At 59.0% G+C, this 15,833-nt stretch carries 13 protein-coding genes and 1 tRNA gene; 7 read left to right on the top strand and 7 right to left on the bottom strand.

The features are described 5' to 3' along the window. Positions 1-187, top strand: a 187-nt coding sequence (locus Q8P46_13965) for a hypothetical protein (GenBank protein ID MDP2621254.1), incomplete at its 5' end; no start/stop codon positions are given. Here Q8P46_13965 and Q8P46_13960 read toward each other — a convergent pair. After that, entirely contained in the window at positions 184-348 is a 165-nt protein-coding gene (locus Q8P46_13960) for a hypothetical protein (GenBank protein MDP2621253.1), read from the bottom strand. The genes Q8P46_13965 and Q8P46_13960 overlap by 4 nt on opposite strands. 115 nt (positions 349-463) lie before the next feature. After that, positions 464-1,972, bottom strand: a complete 1,509-nt coding sequence (locus Q8P46_13955) for a 3-hydroxyacyl-CoA dehydrogenase (GenBank protein MDP2621252.1) — start codon at positions 1,970-1,972, stop codon at positions 464-466. Between the two features lie 272 nt (positions 1,973-2,244). Between Q8P46_13955 and Q8P46_13950 the strand changes: the two genes are divergently transcribed. From Q8P46_13950 to Q8P46_13935, 4 genes are all read left to right on the top strand, one after another. Continuing rightward, positions 2,245-2,320: transfer RNA gene (locus tag Q8P46_13950), tRNA-Thr, on the top strand. A gap of 446 nt (positions 2,321-2,766) precedes the next feature. After that, positions 2,767-3,762 (top strand): lysylphosphatidylglycerol synthase transmembrane domain-containing protein, encoded by a 996-nt coding sequence (locus Q8P46_13945; GenBank protein ID MDP2621251.1) that lies wholly within the window; start codon positions 2,767-2,769, stop codon positions 3,760-3,762. 177 nt (positions 3,763-3,939) lie between these two features. Continuing rightward, positions 3,940-5,472, top strand: coding sequence for a glycosyltransferase family 39 protein (locus tag Q8P46_13940; protein ID MDP2621250.1), 1,533 nt, complete (start codon positions 3,940-3,942; stop codon positions 5,470-5,472). Between the two features lie 201 nt (positions 5,473-5,673). After that, the gene (locus tag Q8P46_13935) at positions 5,674-6,645 is read left to right on the top strand and encodes a lysylphosphatidylglycerol synthase transmembrane domain-containing protein (protein MDP2621249.1); all 972 of its coding nucleotides are present in this window, start codon (positions 5,674-5,676) and stop codon (positions 6,643-6,645) included. On the opposite strand, the gene Q8P46_13930 is transcribed toward Q8P46_13935, so the two are convergent. The 4 genes from Q8P46_13930 to Q8P46_13915 form a co-directional block, all read right to left on the bottom strand. Then, positions 6,642-8,087, bottom strand: coding sequence for an aspartate aminotransferase family protein (locus Q8P46_13930; GenBank protein MDP2621248.1), 1,446 nt, complete (start codon positions 8,085-8,087; stop codon positions 6,642-6,644). The genes Q8P46_13935 and Q8P46_13930 overlap by 4 nt on opposite strands. A gap of 85 nt (positions 8,088-8,172) precedes the next feature. Then, a complete protein-coding gene (locus tag Q8P46_13925; GenBank protein ID MDP2621247.1) occupies positions 8,173-9,501 on the bottom strand; it encodes an FAD-binding oxidoreductase in 1,329 nt (442 codons plus the stop codon). Next, the gene (locus tag Q8P46_13920; protein ID MDP2621246.1) at positions 9,498-10,958 is read right to left on the bottom strand and encodes a UbiA family prenyltransferase; all 1,461 of its coding nucleotides are present in this window, start codon (positions 10,956-10,958) and stop codon (positions 9,498-9,500) included. Before Q8P46_13920 ends, Q8P46_13925 begins: the two co-directional genes overlap by 4 nt. Before the next feature lie 265 nt (positions 10,959-11,223). Beyond that, the gene (locus tag Q8P46_13915) at positions 11,224-12,798 is read right to left on the bottom strand and encodes a DolP-mannose mannosyltransferase (GenBank protein ID MDP2621245.1); all 1,575 of its coding nucleotides are present in this window, start codon (positions 12,796-12,798) and stop codon (positions 11,224-11,226) included. A gap of 675 nt (positions 12,799-13,473) precedes the next feature. Here Q8P46_13915 and Q8P46_13910 point away from each other — a divergent pair. Further along, the gene (locus tag Q8P46_13910) at positions 13,474-14,556 is read left to right on the top strand and encodes a Gfo/Idh/MocA family oxidoreductase (protein ID MDP2621244.1); all 1,083 of its coding nucleotides are present in this window, start codon (positions 13,474-13,476) and stop codon (positions 14,554-14,556) included. 109 nt (positions 14,557-14,665) lie between these two features. Further along, on the top strand, positions 14,666-15,637 hold the full coding sequence (locus Q8P46_13905; GenBank protein ID MDP2621243.1) for a phosphoglycerate dehydrogenase: 972 nt from the start codon (positions 14,666-14,668) through the stop codon (positions 15,635-15,637). Here the strand turns inward: Q8P46_13905 and Q8P46_13900 are convergent. Continuing rightward, positions 15,634-15,833, bottom strand: a 200-nt coding sequence (locus Q8P46_13900) for a hypothetical protein (GenBank protein ID MDP2621242.1), incomplete at its 5' end; no start/stop codon positions are given. The two genes, Q8P46_13905 and Q8P46_13900, sit on opposite strands and share 4 nt — an antisense overlap.

Genomic DNA, 15,833 nt, shown 5'->3' with positions numbered 1-15,833 from the left:
TGCATCGGCCAACAGCCGCAACACCGCCACGGCGCAAAAGAACCCGGCCTTCGGTGGGCCAAATCGGCCCACCGGGTTCGTTGCCGCGCTCGCCCGATATCCCGTATCGCGCGTCGCGGCCCACGCCTGCCCGGATGAACCAATTTGGCCCATCGAATCGATCCCCTATAACCATGAACCGCTCTAGCTCAGCGTTGCCGCCACAATCAGCAGGCCCCACAGGGCGCCTGCAATGGTCAGCCCATAGAAATAGCAATGGGCGCGGCTATCGCAGGGTTGCAGCTTGGAGATCATGATGGTGCTTCTCCCGTCCTCGGCGCGCTGCCGCTTGCCGGTGCTGCGCCGCAATTCATGGAAACATCCTAGCACCCGGCCGTGCGCTGCGGCCTGTCACACCCTGACAAACCTTCGTGAAGCTGATGTGAAAACGAAAAAATGCGGCCCAGGCGAATGCGTTGCCGGCTCAGTCGGGGGTCGCGATGTCGAGGCCCAGAAGGGCGCGCCGCCGCAGCCACTGGCTGGGCCGATAGCGGTCCTCGCCGGTGATGGCCTGCATCCGCTCCAGCGTGGCGAGCACGTTTTTGGCGCCGATATCGGTGGCAAGCTCCAAGGGGCCGAGCGGGTAGTTGAGGCCGAGACGAAGGGCCAGGTCGATCTGTCCCGGCGCGGCGACGCCGAGCTGGGCCATCTCGCAGCCGAGATTGGCGATCATGGCGCGGATCCGCTGGGCGACGAAGCCGGGCGAATCCTTGATCAAGGTGACGGCGCGGCCGGCGGCGATGATGCGGGCGCAGACGCTGTCGCGGCTGGCTGCATCGGCTCCGGGCGCGGTCATGACGGTGACCCGCTTGGAAACGTCGGCGCTGAGGTCGACACCGACGAGGCGGTGGAAATCGCTCCCCGTGCGCACGGCAAGGGCCGTGCAGTCCTCACCGACGGGGGCGGCAAGAAGCGGCACGGCGCCGTCATCCTTGGCGATCGGAAGGCCGACATCGGCGGCAAAGCCTTCCAGCCTCGCGTCGGGCTCGACGAGCGCAACCTTGTCCGCCGGCGCGGCATTGGTTGCGAAGTCCGCGCTCGGCGGGTCGATCATCTTGCCGTCCTTGTCGTATGTGTAGTTTCCCTGGCCGGCCTTGCGCCCGAAGCGGCCCGATTCCATCAGCGCGCGGTGCGGGAAGGCGGTCTTCAGGCGCGGCTCGTCGTCATAGCCGCGATAGACGATGCGGGTGACCGGATAGTTCACGTCGATGCCCGTCAGGTCCATCAACTCGCACGGCCCCATGCGGAAATGGCCGCAATCCCGCATGATGGCGTCGATCTCGGCCGGGCTGGCGATACCTTCGTGGACGATGCGCATCGCCTCGGTGATATAGGCGCGGCCGCCGAAATTGACGATGAAGCCCGGGGCGTCCTTGGCCACCACCGGCGTCCGCCCCATGCGCTTGCCGGCGACGACCAGGAAGTCGATCACCTCGGGTCGGGTCTCCGGGCCGCGCACCACCTCGACGAGCTGCATCAGTGGCACCGGATTGAAGAAATGCATGCCGGCGATGCGGCCACGGTTGCGGCAGGTGCGAGCGATCGAAGAAATAAGGATCGAAGAGGTGTTGGAAGCGATCACGCAGTCCTCCGACACCGCGTCCTCGATCGCGCCGAAAACACGTTGTTTCAGGTCGAGGTCCTCGAACACGGCTTCCACCACCAGATGGCAGGCGGAGAAATCGGCAAGTCCCGAGGCGGCGATGGCATGGCCGCGCATCCGGGCGAGGTCGCGCTCGTGAAAACGCCCCTTCTCAACCAGCCGGGCAAGCCGCTTGAGGACCGCTGCGAGCCCATCCTCCGCTGCCCCCTCCCGCACGTCGTGCAGAATCACGTTCATGCCGCCGGTCAGGCAAACCTGGGCAACGCCCTGGCCCATGGCGCCGGCGCCGACGATGCCGACCGTAAAATCCTCGTCCTTCGGGTCGATCATAGCCGCGACCGTTCACCTTGATCTTCCGGCGAAATCCGGCGTTCGGGAATAATGTCCGAGAGTGGCGGCGAGGCAAAGCGCAATTTAGTCCTGCACACGGATTTGTCTGGAGTATTTGCAGCTCAAATGAATCCATTTGACAGGCGAACGCTCCAGGGCCGTTTTCGACCCGGCCGCGCGCGTGGACAGCGGGCCGCGAATAGCCTATTTGTCGCGCGGGTTCGTCGAGCATGTCCGTCGCGCATAGGGCGCGCGTAGCCATTCTCGCGCAGGCCGGCTTAGCTCAGTCGGTAGAGCACCTGATTTGTAATCAGGGGGTCGGGGGTTCGAATCCCTCAGCCGGCACCAGCAAGATCAATGGTTCGTCTCGGGTTGCGTTGGAGATTGTTCGTTCCGTGGCTCATAACAGCGCGCCATTTTCACCGCCGCGGGATGATCTGGGCGCCGTTCCTGTCATCCCATTTCGAATGGTTGGCTATCGCAGAGACGCCGCCCTTGCCCAGGATTTACCTCGTTCCAGACAATCGGGAACGCTCGTCGCCGGGCCGTGTTATGAAGCCCCGCATGCCCGCAAACGGCTTCAATTAGACACGCTCAACAAATGATTTCATGAAAAAGAGGGTGTAGAAAACCGTCAACATTCAGACCGGGGAACGTCCGGCTAGTCCGCCACATGGCCGGCATCGTCACAGGTAGCGGTCATATCGGTCTTGCACTAACAGGGGCATTTGTCTCATCAACCCTCTCAATTGCCGGTTGCAGCCGTGGAACACGCCAAGAAATATTTTCGCCCATTGATCCTATCGGTTGCGCTTGCAATCTTTATCTATTTGATTTTTGCGCTGTTTCTCGACTGGCAAAAATCCTATAGCGCGGTCCGGTCATTGTCCGCCTTGGCGTGGCTGATCATTCTCGGCCTCTCGCTCGTGAATTACTGTATCCGGGCCGTGCGCTGGTACGGCTATATGGCCTATCTCGGAAACAGAGTTCCTTTTCTGCAGAATTTGTACGTGTATTTTGCCGGGTTCGCATTCACGACGACGCCCGGCAAGCTCGGCGAAACGATCCGCTCGGTCTATCTCAAGCAGCATGGCGTCTCCTACCAGCACAGTCTGGCCGCATTTTTCGCGGAGCGCCTGGTCGACGTGATCACGATGATCTTGCTTTCCCTCTATTCGATATTTGCCTTTTCCCGTTACCAGCTCCATGTCGGAATTTTCTTCGTGTTCATAGTTTGCGTGCTCTTTGCGATTCGCAGCCGCCGCCTGCAGAATTGGTTTGCGGAAAGAAGTGCCGACTTTTCGTCCGAAAGGTTGAAAAGTCTTGCCGGCCACTTCATCGATCTCGTGCAAGCCGCTTCAAGCTTGCTCAAGAGTGGCCCGCTTCTGGTCGGCTTGTTGCTGGGCCTGATCGGCTGGGGCGCGGAAGGCTATGCCCTGCACATCATTCTGGCGGGTCTCGGCGTCGACGTCGGATGGCCGGTGGCGGTCGGCGTCTATTCGGTCGCGATCATCGCCGGCGCGGTTTCGTTCATTCCCGGCGGGCTCGGAAGCACCGAGGCCGTCATGGGCGGATCGCTGATGTTGCTCGGCGTCGACCCCGGCACGGCCGTGGCCGCGACGCTCATCTGCCGCCTCGTCACGCTGTGGTTCGCCGTCGGCTTGGGAATTATTTTCGTGCTGGTTCTGGAAGGCACCGGATCGGCGCTGGGACGCATTTCATCGGACGCCGTGCCATCCGCCCGGACGACTGCGACGAGGGCTCCCGAATCTTCAAGGAGCCCGGAATGATGATCGGAATCTCCCCGCACCCTGCGCCCGGCCATGACGCGGCGGCAAGCGAAGCCATCTTGTAAATCCGATCCGCGCCAGCCTACGCTGTTGCTGTTGCTGGACTCCGAGATAGGAACCGGACCATTCAGATCGGGGGCATCACGGACGTTCCTCCGGCCGCAGAAGGACATGAACATGAGACAGGTGGCCATTCCCGTATCCTATGCGCCGCAGGTCGCCATAGGCCTGTTGCTGTTTGTCGCGATACTGGCATGCTTGCGATTCATCAATCTCGATGCGGATTTTCCTCTCGATGCGACCTGGTCCGGTGTCCTCTTTTCCGATGAGGGCTGGTACACGAATTCTGCCGTCCGGCATTTCGTTTACGGCCAATGGTATCTGGACGGCGATTTCAATCCGATCATCAACATGCCGCTCGGCCAATTGGTGCATCGGCTGTCCTACAGCATTTTCGGTCTGGGCCTGTTTTCCGCCCGTGTTTCGGCGGCGCTCTGCATTGTGGTGGCGATTGCGTTTACGGCGCTCATCGTGCGCCGGCATTTTGGTGATTGGGCAGGCCTGCTGACCGCCGTCATCCTGATCTCGAACTACCAAATATTTGCCTTCAGCCGCCTGGCGATCATGGAGCCGCTGGGACTGTCGGTGGCGATGGCCGGCATCTTTCTCGCCGATCAGGTGAGGGGGAAGTGGGCGATGCTCGGCCTGACCGCCGCTTCGCTGATCGTCGCGGCGGCGACGCTAGCCAAGAGCTCGATGCTCTTTGCGGTCCCGGTGATCGCCTATTTCGCCTGGGCGAACGCCGAAAACAGGAGAGAGCGCATCGTTTTTCCGCTGTTCTGCCTTGGCCTGACCCTGCTGCTCATAGGCGGGTACCAGCTGATTATGCAGCACTTTTTCAGCGCTGATTATGCGCTATTCAGGAGGACGAACTTCGACGAACGGCATGTCATTGGCGTGTTAGGCTGGCTCATCAACCTGGTGCGGAAACTGTGGCAGATGCTTCAGCTTGGCGTGCCGTTTCTCGCGGTCGCCGCGGTGCTGATCGTCGCTGCCGGCGTGGTTTCCGCTTCATTCCGGCGCAGTCCCCTGGTCCACGCCTTCGTCATATGGGGCGTCGTCTACTACTTCATGATGACGCCCGTCTGGTACGGGCCACCGCGCTATTTCCTGCCCCTGCTCATACCGCTGTCCGGACTGATGGCCATCGCTACCGTAGAAGGGACGAACTGGCTGCGCGAGGACCGGCGCTACAGCAGGTTCACCGTCGTGCCCGCCATTCTGGTCGCGTTTCTCGTAGTGACCGGCACGGTACGCATCGTGAACTATATGGCCAATCCCAGTTTTTCGTTCCTGCAGATGACAAAGGGGGTGGGCGACATCATTGTTCGGCGCGAGGGCAACTTGTCGAATGTCATCGTGTTTGGGGATATTGCCGATTCGGTTGCCATCGAAACCGGGTTTCGTTCCATGAACACAATGCTGGTCACCACTCCTCTGGTCGAACGACTCAAGGATTATCACCCAAGGTACCTGATCCTGCATGTGCACGACAAAGACGTCGTCAGCGCTGTGGAATCGGTCGGAGGACGGGTGACGGAAATCGGCGCCTGGGATGTGTATGAGAATTTCTATGGGGATGGACAGCAAGTGGAGCTGGTCGGAGTTGACTGGGGTGAGGGCGCAGCTTCGCCCGGGCCGGCGCGCTAATCGCACCGATGGCTTGGCTAATCTTGCGACCCGTTGCCGAATATGAGCATAAGTAGGTCGCGCAGCCGCTGGTATTCCCCAAAATTTGCCTTATTCGAAACAATCGGGCATGTCCCATTCATACCATGGTATGAGTGGTGATCTCCATCGTACCCGGTCCTGGTTTTGAAACACTTCCGTAAATATCGTCGCCCAGTGATCTTGACGGTTGCGCTTGCCTTTTTGATCTATCTGATTATTGCGCTGTCTCTCAATTGGGAAAAATCATCCGGCGCAATCCTGTCCATTTCGCCCGTGGAATGGATGATCATTCTCTCCCTTCCGCTCTTCAGTTATTGCCTAAGGGCCATACGCTGGTGTGGCTATATGGCGTTACTCGGCCATAGGGTCCCCCTGTTTCAGCACATCGCCGTGTATTTCGCGGGGTTCGCGTTCACCGCGACTCCCGGAAAGATCGGCGAAACGGTCCGCTCTACCTATCTCGAACATCACGGCGTGCCCTACCGGCACAGTCTCGCTGCGTTTTTCGCCGAGCGTCTGCTCGATGTGATCACCCTGATTTTGCTTTCACTTCTTTTTGTGTCCGCCTTTTCCCACTATCAGCTTCTTGGCGGGGTCATCCTTGTCATTGCCGGCGTACTCGTCGCCGTTCGCAGCGAACGCCTGCAGGGATGGTTCGCGGATCGATTTGCCAAGCTCTCATCCCCGAAACTGAGGACGTTCGGGCAACATTTCATCGATCTCGTGCAGGCCGCCGCTGCGCTCCTCAAGAGCGGACCGCTGCTGGCCGGCTTGGCGCTCGGTTTGATCGGCTGGGGGGTGGAAGGCTGCGCCCTGCATCTCATTCTGGCAGGCCTCGGGGCCGACGTGTCATGGCCGGTGGCGGTGGGAGTCTACTCGCTCGCCATCCTGGCCGGCGCGCTGTCCTTCATTCCGGGCGGTCTTGGCAGCACCGAAGCCGTGATGGGCGGGTCGCTGATATTGCTGGGCGTCGACGCAGGCACCGCTGTCGCGGCGATGCTTATCTGCCGCCTTGTCACGCTGTGGTTTGCCGTGACGATCGGCTTGGTTTTCGTGCTGGTTCTGGAAGGCACCGGATCGGCGGGCAAGGGCTATCTCTCCGAGGCGCCTCCATCGTTGGCGGCGGGGGAAACGCAAGATACACAGGATTAGCCGTCGCGGCCCTTCGCAAGACCTTTGAGGAAGTCGCGTACGATGCCGACGATGCCGCGCGACAGCAGATCGTCGAGCGCGTCGATCAGCTGGTCGATATGCTCCCGGCCGACGATCATGGGCGGCTCCAGGCGGATCACATTGCGGTTATATTCGGTAAAGGCGACCAGAATTCCGTAGTCGCGGAGCAGGAGGCTGCCGACAAAGGCGCTGAGGCTGCCTTTGACCTTTTCGTCGAGCATGGAGACCATCTGACGAACGCCCATCGGCATGGTGCGGCTGAAATCGCTGAACTCGAGCCCGACCATCAGTCCCTGGCCGCGGACGTCGTGAATGAGCTTCGGGTATTTGGCCTTGAGAGCGCGAAGACGCTCAAGCAGATAGGCGCCCTGGGCCGCCGAATTGTCGATGAGCCCCTCGTCATAGAGAATGTTGAGCGCTTCGATGGCCGTGCAGCAGGCCTCGCCGATCCCGCCGAAGGTCGCCGGGCCATGGATCAAGGCATTTTTCGGCTGCCCATAAGCCTTCATGTAGATTTCTCGGCGGGAGATCATGGCGCCCATGGCGCATTTTCCGCCGCCCAGCGACTTGGCAAGGGCGGTCACGTCGGGGACGACCCCCTCATGCTCGAAGGCGTAGAACCGTCCGGTTCGGCCGAGCCCGCACTGCACCTCGTCGGCGACCCACAACACGCCGTGCTTGTCGCACAATGCGCGCAGCTCGCGCCAAAATCCGTCCGGTGCACGTACGATCCCGGCACCGCCTTGAATCGTCTCCATGACCACGATGCCGATCTCCGGATCCGCCTGGATGGCAGCTTCGATGGCGTCGATGTCGCCAAAGGGCACGCGCACCGTGTTCTCGACCAGCTTGAATCTGGACCGGTAGAGCTCTGAATCGGTAACCGACAAGGCACCCTTCGTCTTACCGTGGAAGCTGTTCTCGGCGTAAATGATCTTGGCGCGGGAGGGACCTTGCGCCTGCTCGGCGACCTTGATCGCCGCTTCCATGGCTTCGGAGCCGGAGGAGCCGAGAAACACCATGTCGAGGTCGCCGGGAGAGATTTCGGCCAGATTATGCGCGAGCACGGCGGCATATTGGGACAGAAAGGCCATCGCGATCTCGTGGCGCTTCTCGTCCTGGAAAGCCTTACGGGCCGCCAATATGCGCGGATGATTGTGACCGAAGCCCAGGGACCCGAAGCCGCCGAAAAAATCCAGGATCGGACGGCCGTCCCGATCGTAATAATGCATGCCCTCGGCGTGATCGACGATGACGCGATGAAACCCGAGGATTTTCATGAAGTGCAGCTGGCCGGGATTGAGGTGACCGGAGAAAAGCTCGGTGACACGCGCACGATCCAAGCTCTTGGCATCTTCGACGGTCAGCAGATTTGGTTTCGGAAGGGTGTTCATAACGCGGGCACTTTCCTCGAAGGCCATGGGGTAACGCCGTGCATGAGGCGGGCGCGATATTAGGGGGCGCAATCGAAAGATCAAGCAAACTGGGTTGCTTGAGTAAATGGACCTAGGTTTCAGCCGGATTCGTTACGCGCCGCCAAAAACTCGATGAGAAACGCGGATCGATGAACTTCGCCATGTCGGGCCATCGCGGATAGTATTTGCGGTAGCTTGCCGCACTCATGCGCGCGTCCTTGGCGGGATAGACCGCACCGCAGGCTTCCCCGGTAATGAGATCCAGCCGGTCCAACAGATCCAGAGTGGGCTGGCCCCGATGGGGAAAATCCAAGGCCAGCGTCACGCCAGGCCGGGGAAACGATAGGAGACCCGGAGACGTTATGTCGCCGAATGCCTTCAATACGGCGAGAAACGAGCCGCTGCCGGCCGATGCGATCTTCTCCAGGATCTCCTTGATCGCCTCGTGCCCGTTGTCGAAGGGGACGACGCACTGATACTGAAGAAACCCGCGCGAGCCATACATGCGGTTCCAGGAACGGATGGTGTCCAGGGGGTAGAAGAATGGGGCATAGTGGATCGCGGCTCTTGAGCGTTTCCGCAGCTGCTTGCGGTAATAGAGACTGTTGAAGAGGTGCAGGCTGAAATTGTTGACGAGCGTAAATGGCGGGTCGAAAGGAAAAGTGAACTGCAGGCGAGGCCCTGCCTGCCTTGGGCACTCCGCAGGCCCGGCGTGATTGCCGCGCATGAACAGCCCCCGCCCGAGCGACGGGCCCTTGGCGAGGCAATCGATCCACGCAACCGTGTATTCGAAGCTCCGGTCGGAGGCGGCTGATAGTTCGAAAAATTCGTCAAGACTGCCGAAACGGACCACCTCCTGCATGATGCATGGGCTTGGGATCTTCTTGAGATTGAATTCGGCCCACGTGATCACGCCGGTCAGGCCGAGTCCGCCGATGGTGGCACCGAAAAAGTCCGGATTCTCCGCCGCCGAGCACACGAGCCGCGTTCCGTCCGAGCGCAATAGCTCAAAGCAGGTGAGGTGGCAGCCGAATGTCCCTGAATTGTGATGATTCTTGCCATGGACGTCATTGGCGATGGCGCCGCCGACAGTGACGAACTGGGTGCCGGGCGTCACCGGAAGGAACCACCCCTTGGCGACGACCTCCCGCAATATCTCCGACAGAAGAACACCGGCTTCGCAGCGCAGAACGCCGCGCTGTTCATCGAAGGAGATGATCCGGTTCAGTCCCCGGCAATCAATGAGCACCCCGCCGTCATTCAAGCACACATCACCATAGCTTCGGCCATTGCCGAAGGGCAGGAGCGACTTGTCCGACAGCTCCGCGGCCGGGAGCTTCTCGCATCGAGCGCCCAGAACATAGACTTGGTGGTCGGCTTTTGGGTAGCGCCCCCAAGACTCATAGGTCCGCCGCGTCATTGTGGCAGCACTGTTGCGATCCACAACAATATGGCACCGATCGCTACCAGCAGCTGGCTGCGGAGATCGCGCAGAACAAAGATCACCGGATCCTCATGCAGCTCATTGCGCCGGGCCTTGAGCCAAATCCGGCTCACAAGATAGAGAACGATCGGGCACAGAAGCCAAATGACTTCCGGATGGACGTAGAGCGCCGTCACGTCCTCGCTGTTTATGTAGAGCGCAAGCACCAGGATCGCGATATAGCCGCCATTGATGCCGAAATGGGCCATCGTCTCCAGGTCCTGGGCGACGTAGCCCCGGCCATGGCTCTTGGTCATTTCCTGTGCCTGGATTGCCGATAGTTCTACATAGCGCTTTGCCAGCGCCAGGCTCAGGAAGAAGAACATGGAAAATGACAGCAGCCAGAAGGAAGGCGTGACATCGACCGCCAATCCGCCGGCAATGATCCGCATCGTGTACAGACCGGCCAAGACGATCACATCGATGATTTGCACCCGCTTGAGCCGGAAGGTGTAGGCCAGCGTGATCAGATAGTAGAGCCCCAGTCCGCCAAGGAACTCTATTGGCAACAGCGATGCGAAGCCGAGCGAAATAGCCAGCAGCAGCGGAATCATAGCGGTTCCGAGAGCTATCGGAAGCCTGCCCGAGGCGAATGGGCGCCTACGCTTGGTCTGGTGTTTTCGATCGGCGGCAATGTCGACCAAATCATTTAGGATATAGACACTCGAAGCGCAGAAGCCGAACGCGCAAAAGGCCCAAAATGCCTGTATCAAAAGGCCGGGCTCGTTGATCCGGTGGTCGAGGACCAGCGGCACGAAGATCAAAACGTTCTTCACCCATTGATGAAGGCGCAATGCGTTGACGAGCTGACGGAACCAGCCCCTGCGGTCGTCAAAGACGCGCGCGACATCGGCGACTTTGGCGGCCTGCGCTTGCACGCCGGAGTGAGGGTTCACAATGATCGCCTCGCGGGCGCTCTGCCATATCGGCAGGTCAACCTTGCTGTTGGCGGCATAATCGAAATTGCCGACGCCGAATGCCGCGTTCAGCCGATCCAGTTTGCGGCTGCCGGAAAGATTCGTATCGCCATCGCTGGCAAAGACCGCGTCAAAAATCCCGAGATGCTCCGCGATTGCATTGGCGTGGAGCTCATCGGCCGCGGTTGCCAAGGCCAGCGGCCGGCCGGACGCCTTTTCCGCCTTGAGATAGCGCAGAAGCTCTTCATTATAGGGAAGCAGCGACGGTTCGATGTCGACCCGTCTGGCGATTTGCCGTTTCAAATAGGCCTTGCCGCGCAGCAGCCAAATCGGAACGAGCAGGCAATAAAACAAATTTTTGGCGATCAGGGCGAGAAACGACTCCGCCAGGGAGTCGCTCCGTATCAAAGTGCCGTCGAGATCGACACAAAGACATATGGCTTTGTCAGCGCTCCTGTTCGCCTCTCGCTTCAGCATGCCTTTACCCCTAACCCCCGGAGTCGTTCACCGCAATAAAGCAAGAAAGCAAGAGCCATACCAACCCAAATAGGGACTGTTCGCAACAGGGGCGCGACCGCCAGCGCCGCGTCGATTAGAAACCCGCCGAAAGTCGTGGTCAAAATGAAACCTGGACCAACGGAGAGTCGTCGTGCGGTGGCATGCCCAATGAATAAACGCCGCGCACGTTCTTACGGCAGCCGAATTCTCGTTTTCGATGAGATGGCGATCGTCTGCCGGCCAATCACCTGGCCCTAACCCATGTATGCACATCCGTGCTGCGGAATTTTTCTGAATGAATCGCCTCATTTGCAGAAACGTAGGAAAAGCGCGAGTTCGCCCAGTCGATGAGCATTTCCCGGGCGCTTTGCGAATATTTTCCCAACTCTGACGTCTTAATGATCACTATGTCTGGATTCCTTGCGCTCATCTCGTCGAGCCAACCGGCAAATCCATTCGAATAATTGCTGGCGATAAATGCATCATAACCCGGTATGTCATTAAGAACATAGGGATTCACGTTCCTCAGGCCGAGCAGGGCAGGGAGCTCGGGAATCGCGATTGCCACGGTCGTGGTGTTCTCATCATAGCTGCCGAGAGCTGCCTTCATGACATCGGAATAGGCTTTCTTCTGCTCCCCAAGCGCACCTCTCCAAATCGCGGTGTGATCGGAGATGATGTCCGAAAATCCAAGGTTTAAGAATGGGATAGCGCACATGATCAAGAGCACCACACTGTTGAACGTCTTCAGCGCCGTGTCGCCCGTCAAAAGGCGCTTGTCGGTGATGAATTCGATGACCGCCCTGTACAGGATGATGAAGCCCAAAACCGTAAACGGCAGGAAGATGTAGAAGTCCGAATAGCCTTGGAAATTCAGGAGCGAGGCGATCCAGATCAGAGAGTAGATGACGATCAGGGGCACATATGGATTGTCGGTCAGACGCGTTCCCCCCGACCATATCGTCCTGATGAAGCCATAGATGAAGAACGCCGCCAGACCGAGCAGGATAAGCCCGGATGAGAACGGGTAGCCTAAGAATATCATCTTGAAAATGTTATATAATTCGTGTTCGTCGGCGCGCGAGAGATAAGAGTGAACAATGAAGGCGCCTTGGATGAACTCCTTGAATGCCCCATTCAGGAAGAAATACCCGCCAATAACGACGGTTGGGACCGCGGCTCCGAGTATGAGCATGCTGAGAGCCCTTAGCCGTTCTTCTTTCCTTTGTAGGAGGGCATAGAGCAGGGAGCCTAAGAACAAGACGCCGGAGGGCTGCCAGGTGAAGGCGCACAGGGCGGCAAAGAACCCCAACAGCAGCCACCTCTTGTCCAAAAGAAAGATAAGGCCGGTGACAAAGAATATGAGGAGGAGCTGTTTCGGCCTGGCGCCGATGGCCGCCTGGAACATATAGCCGTGAAGGCCGATCATCATCAAAGGAGCCAGTATGGCGGCGAACTTGTCCTTGAACAGTTTTTGAGCAAGGGGATAGGAAAGCAATATAGTGATGATGCCAATGATCATATATACGACCCTCATTCCTCTGAGAGGATCGTCGAAAAACGGTTGTGAAATGTAGAGAGCAAAGGCCGTAACGAAAGGCGTCATAGGCGTTTTCCCATCAAAGACACTTTGATAGGGGATTTCGCCCAGGAGCAGGCGCTGGCCCGAGTAAACGTAGATGCCGTTATCTCGGTGCAACGGCAAGTCGAGGCCGTAAAGCGCGAAGATCAATACGGAAAAGAGAAATAGCAGAATATAGACGGCTATCGGCGGCACGCGATAGGGAAAGAACGTCGCCTCTCTGTTAGTGATTGGCATGTGAATGGACCCCTCCGGCTGCGAGCGAACCGGGCAGAAGGCATAAAGGAAGACACATGACGAAGTCGTCCGTGTCAAGATGAAGCAAGCCGCGCGCGCACGCCGCGAAGCAAGTTGTCATCAACGGTCTTGCTGCGCCCCACTTGGGCAGGAATGTCGCACCCACTGCATCACACCACCCGACGGATGCCTCTTCATAAGAGCCCATCACTGGAAGCGAAGCTAATTCTCAGCCAATGCCTTGAATATCAAGCTGCAAATGCAAGCAAGGTAAATCGGAATGGCCATCACCCGGTCAAACGCGCGGTATTCGACATCCAGGCGGACCTCCGAAGGAAACGGCTGCGGCTTGGGTGCGCATGGATGGCGGCGTTCCCAAGATCGGTCCTGACACGGGTCATACGGTGGTCCAGAGATGGGCAGTCATTTCCGTTCAGACTCAATAAGTTGACACACTTTTTTTAGACCAATACTCTATTGGCTCTGCAGGGTGGGGACCAAAATGGGCATCAGAACAGCGACTTGGCACATTTCCTATAATTCTAGAAAATAGTGGAAAAGAGGCCCATAACCGGGCATCACTCAACGCGTTGGAGCATATCTGGGCCACCCTCCTGGTCGCACACGGCGACAGATCGAAAGCGGTCGCGCGCACTGTCGATAGGCTGAACGCTGATGAACAAACCCTTGCACATTGGCATTGTCGGTTTGGGCAAGATGGGCAAGATCCGGGCCGACACCATTCGAGACAACAAAGAGACAATCTTGATCTCCGGGACGGATCCGAACCCGCCGAAAAGCGGCATGGACGGTATACAGCTTTGCCCCGACTACCAGGCCGTGATCGAATCCGACGTTGACGCTGTCTTCGTGTGCACGCCGAATCGGTTCGCTCCGGACGTGGCAGTGGCCGCACTCGATGCCGGCAAGCACGTATTTTGCGAAAAACCGCCGGGGCGCAACCTTGACGACGTAGAGCGGATACTCGCTGCCGAGCGGCGCAATCCTGGACTGACTCTCAAATTTGGTTTCAATCACCGCTATCACTTCGGCATCCAGGAGGCCAAGCGCATCGTCGATAGTGAAATCTACGGCAAGGTTCTCTGGATGCGCGGCGTCTACGGCAAAGCCGAAGGATCCGGAAGCCCACAGGAGTGGCGCGACGATCCGGAGATCGCCGGCGGCGGGATACTGCTCGATCAAGGCATTCACATGCTCGACCTGTTCCGTCACTTTTGCGGCGAATTCGTCGAAATCAAGAGCATGTGCACGGCAGCCTATTGGGACAGGCCTTTGGAGGATAATGCGTTCGCCTTGCTGCGGGACGCGTCTGGGCGCATCGCGATGCTGCACAGCTCGTTCACCCAATGGAAGCACCGATTCACCCTCGATATCTACATGTCGGACGGTTTCGTGACGGTGGAGGGGATGCCCTCGTCGACCCGCAGCTATCGTGACGAATGGATCACGCACGCTCGCAAGCACACGGGCTACGCCATTGGCAATCCGCACGAACTATCCACGTTCTGCAACACGGACCCGTCGTGGAAGTTGGAGCTCGCCGAGTTCGTTGATTGCATCCGCACCGGCGGTCCGGTCCGAAATGGCAATTCCAAGGACGCCTATGAAGCCATGCGTCTGGTCTATGCCATTTATGAAGCCGATGAGTCGTTTACGGGGAAACAGGCCGCAAGAAGCGGGAGCGACGAATCAGAAACCGCGGTCGTCAAACCGATGGTATCGTCGGGCTCGCGTTAAAACAGCAATCCAGCCTTGGAAGTGACCGTGGAAGCGTGGCGTTCCGGCTTCAAGGGATCACCGGAATCCAGCCGCAACAACCCATATTCCGGGTCGCCAGGAGTCCCGCATGAAGGACAATAGCCCGATTGCCGTGACTTCCCGATCCTTTTCCGTCCATCCGGTTCTGCGGGCCGAGCTTTTGGAGCGCTATTCGGACGTTCGCTTCAACGATCAGGGCCTGAAACTCGCGGGCGAGCGGCTGGTCGAATTCGCACGGGGGCGCAAAAAGCTGATCACCGGATTGGAAACGCTGGACGAATCCATTCTGGCGTCTCTTCCGGAACTAGAGGTGGTGAGCAAATACGGCGTCGGCACCGACATGATCGACATGGCGGCGATGGCCCGCCACGGGGTCCGCTTGGGCTGGACCGGAGGGGTCAATCGCCGTTCGGTCGCCGAGCTCGTCATCGCCTTCATGATATCGCTTCTGCGCCTTGTGCCGCTGGTCGGCCGAGAAGTCCACGAGGGAATCTGGAAGAACCGGATCGGGCGGCAGATGTCGGGCCGCACGGTCGGCATCATCGGCTGCGGTCACATCGGCAAGGACCTGACACCGCTGTTGCGGGCTTTCGGATGCAGGGTCCTGGCCCATGACTTATTGGATTTCCCCCAGTTCTACGCCGCCCACCAGGTGGAGCCTGTGGGTCTTGAGGAGATCCTGCGCCGCGCCGACATCGTCACCTTGCATGTGCCGCTTGACGACAGCACCCGCGGCATGCTGAGCGCCGACCGGCTGGCGCTGATGAAACCGGACGCATTGCTGATTAACGCCGCGCGCGGCGGGCTGGTCGATGAAGACGCGCTGAAGGCCATGTTGAAGGACGGCCGGCTTGCCGGCGCCGCCTTCGATGTGTTCGCTATCGAACCGCCGCAGGATTTGGAGCTTTTACGTCTGTCCAATTTCCTGGGCACGCCACATATCGGCGGCAGCTCCGAGGAGGCGGTCCTGGCCATGGGCCGCGCCGCCATCGAGGGCCTGGACAAGAATGCCGTGCCGGAACCTGGCGGTCCGCTGGCCGTATGCGCGGACGGGCGCTAGAGCGGTTCATGGTTATAGGGAACCATTTGACCGGGATGATTTTGCGCCGTGGCGGTGTTGCGGCTGTTGGCCGATGCACTGGCGGTGAACACCAGCGCCTGATTCACTTCGCTGTCGGTCAGCAGATGGCTGAGCAGCTTGTTTTTGTGCGCCACGTCATCGGCGAACATCATGCGTTGTTCGATGTTTTCGTGTT

The organism is Hyphomicrobiales bacterium (genome assembly GCA_030688605.1).
Lineage (GTDB): Bacteria > Pseudomonadota > Alphaproteobacteria > Rhizobiales > NORP267 > JAUYJB01.
The sequence above is the reverse complement of the archived record's forward strand: the minus strand, read 5'-3'. Positions and strand labels throughout refer to the sequence as shown.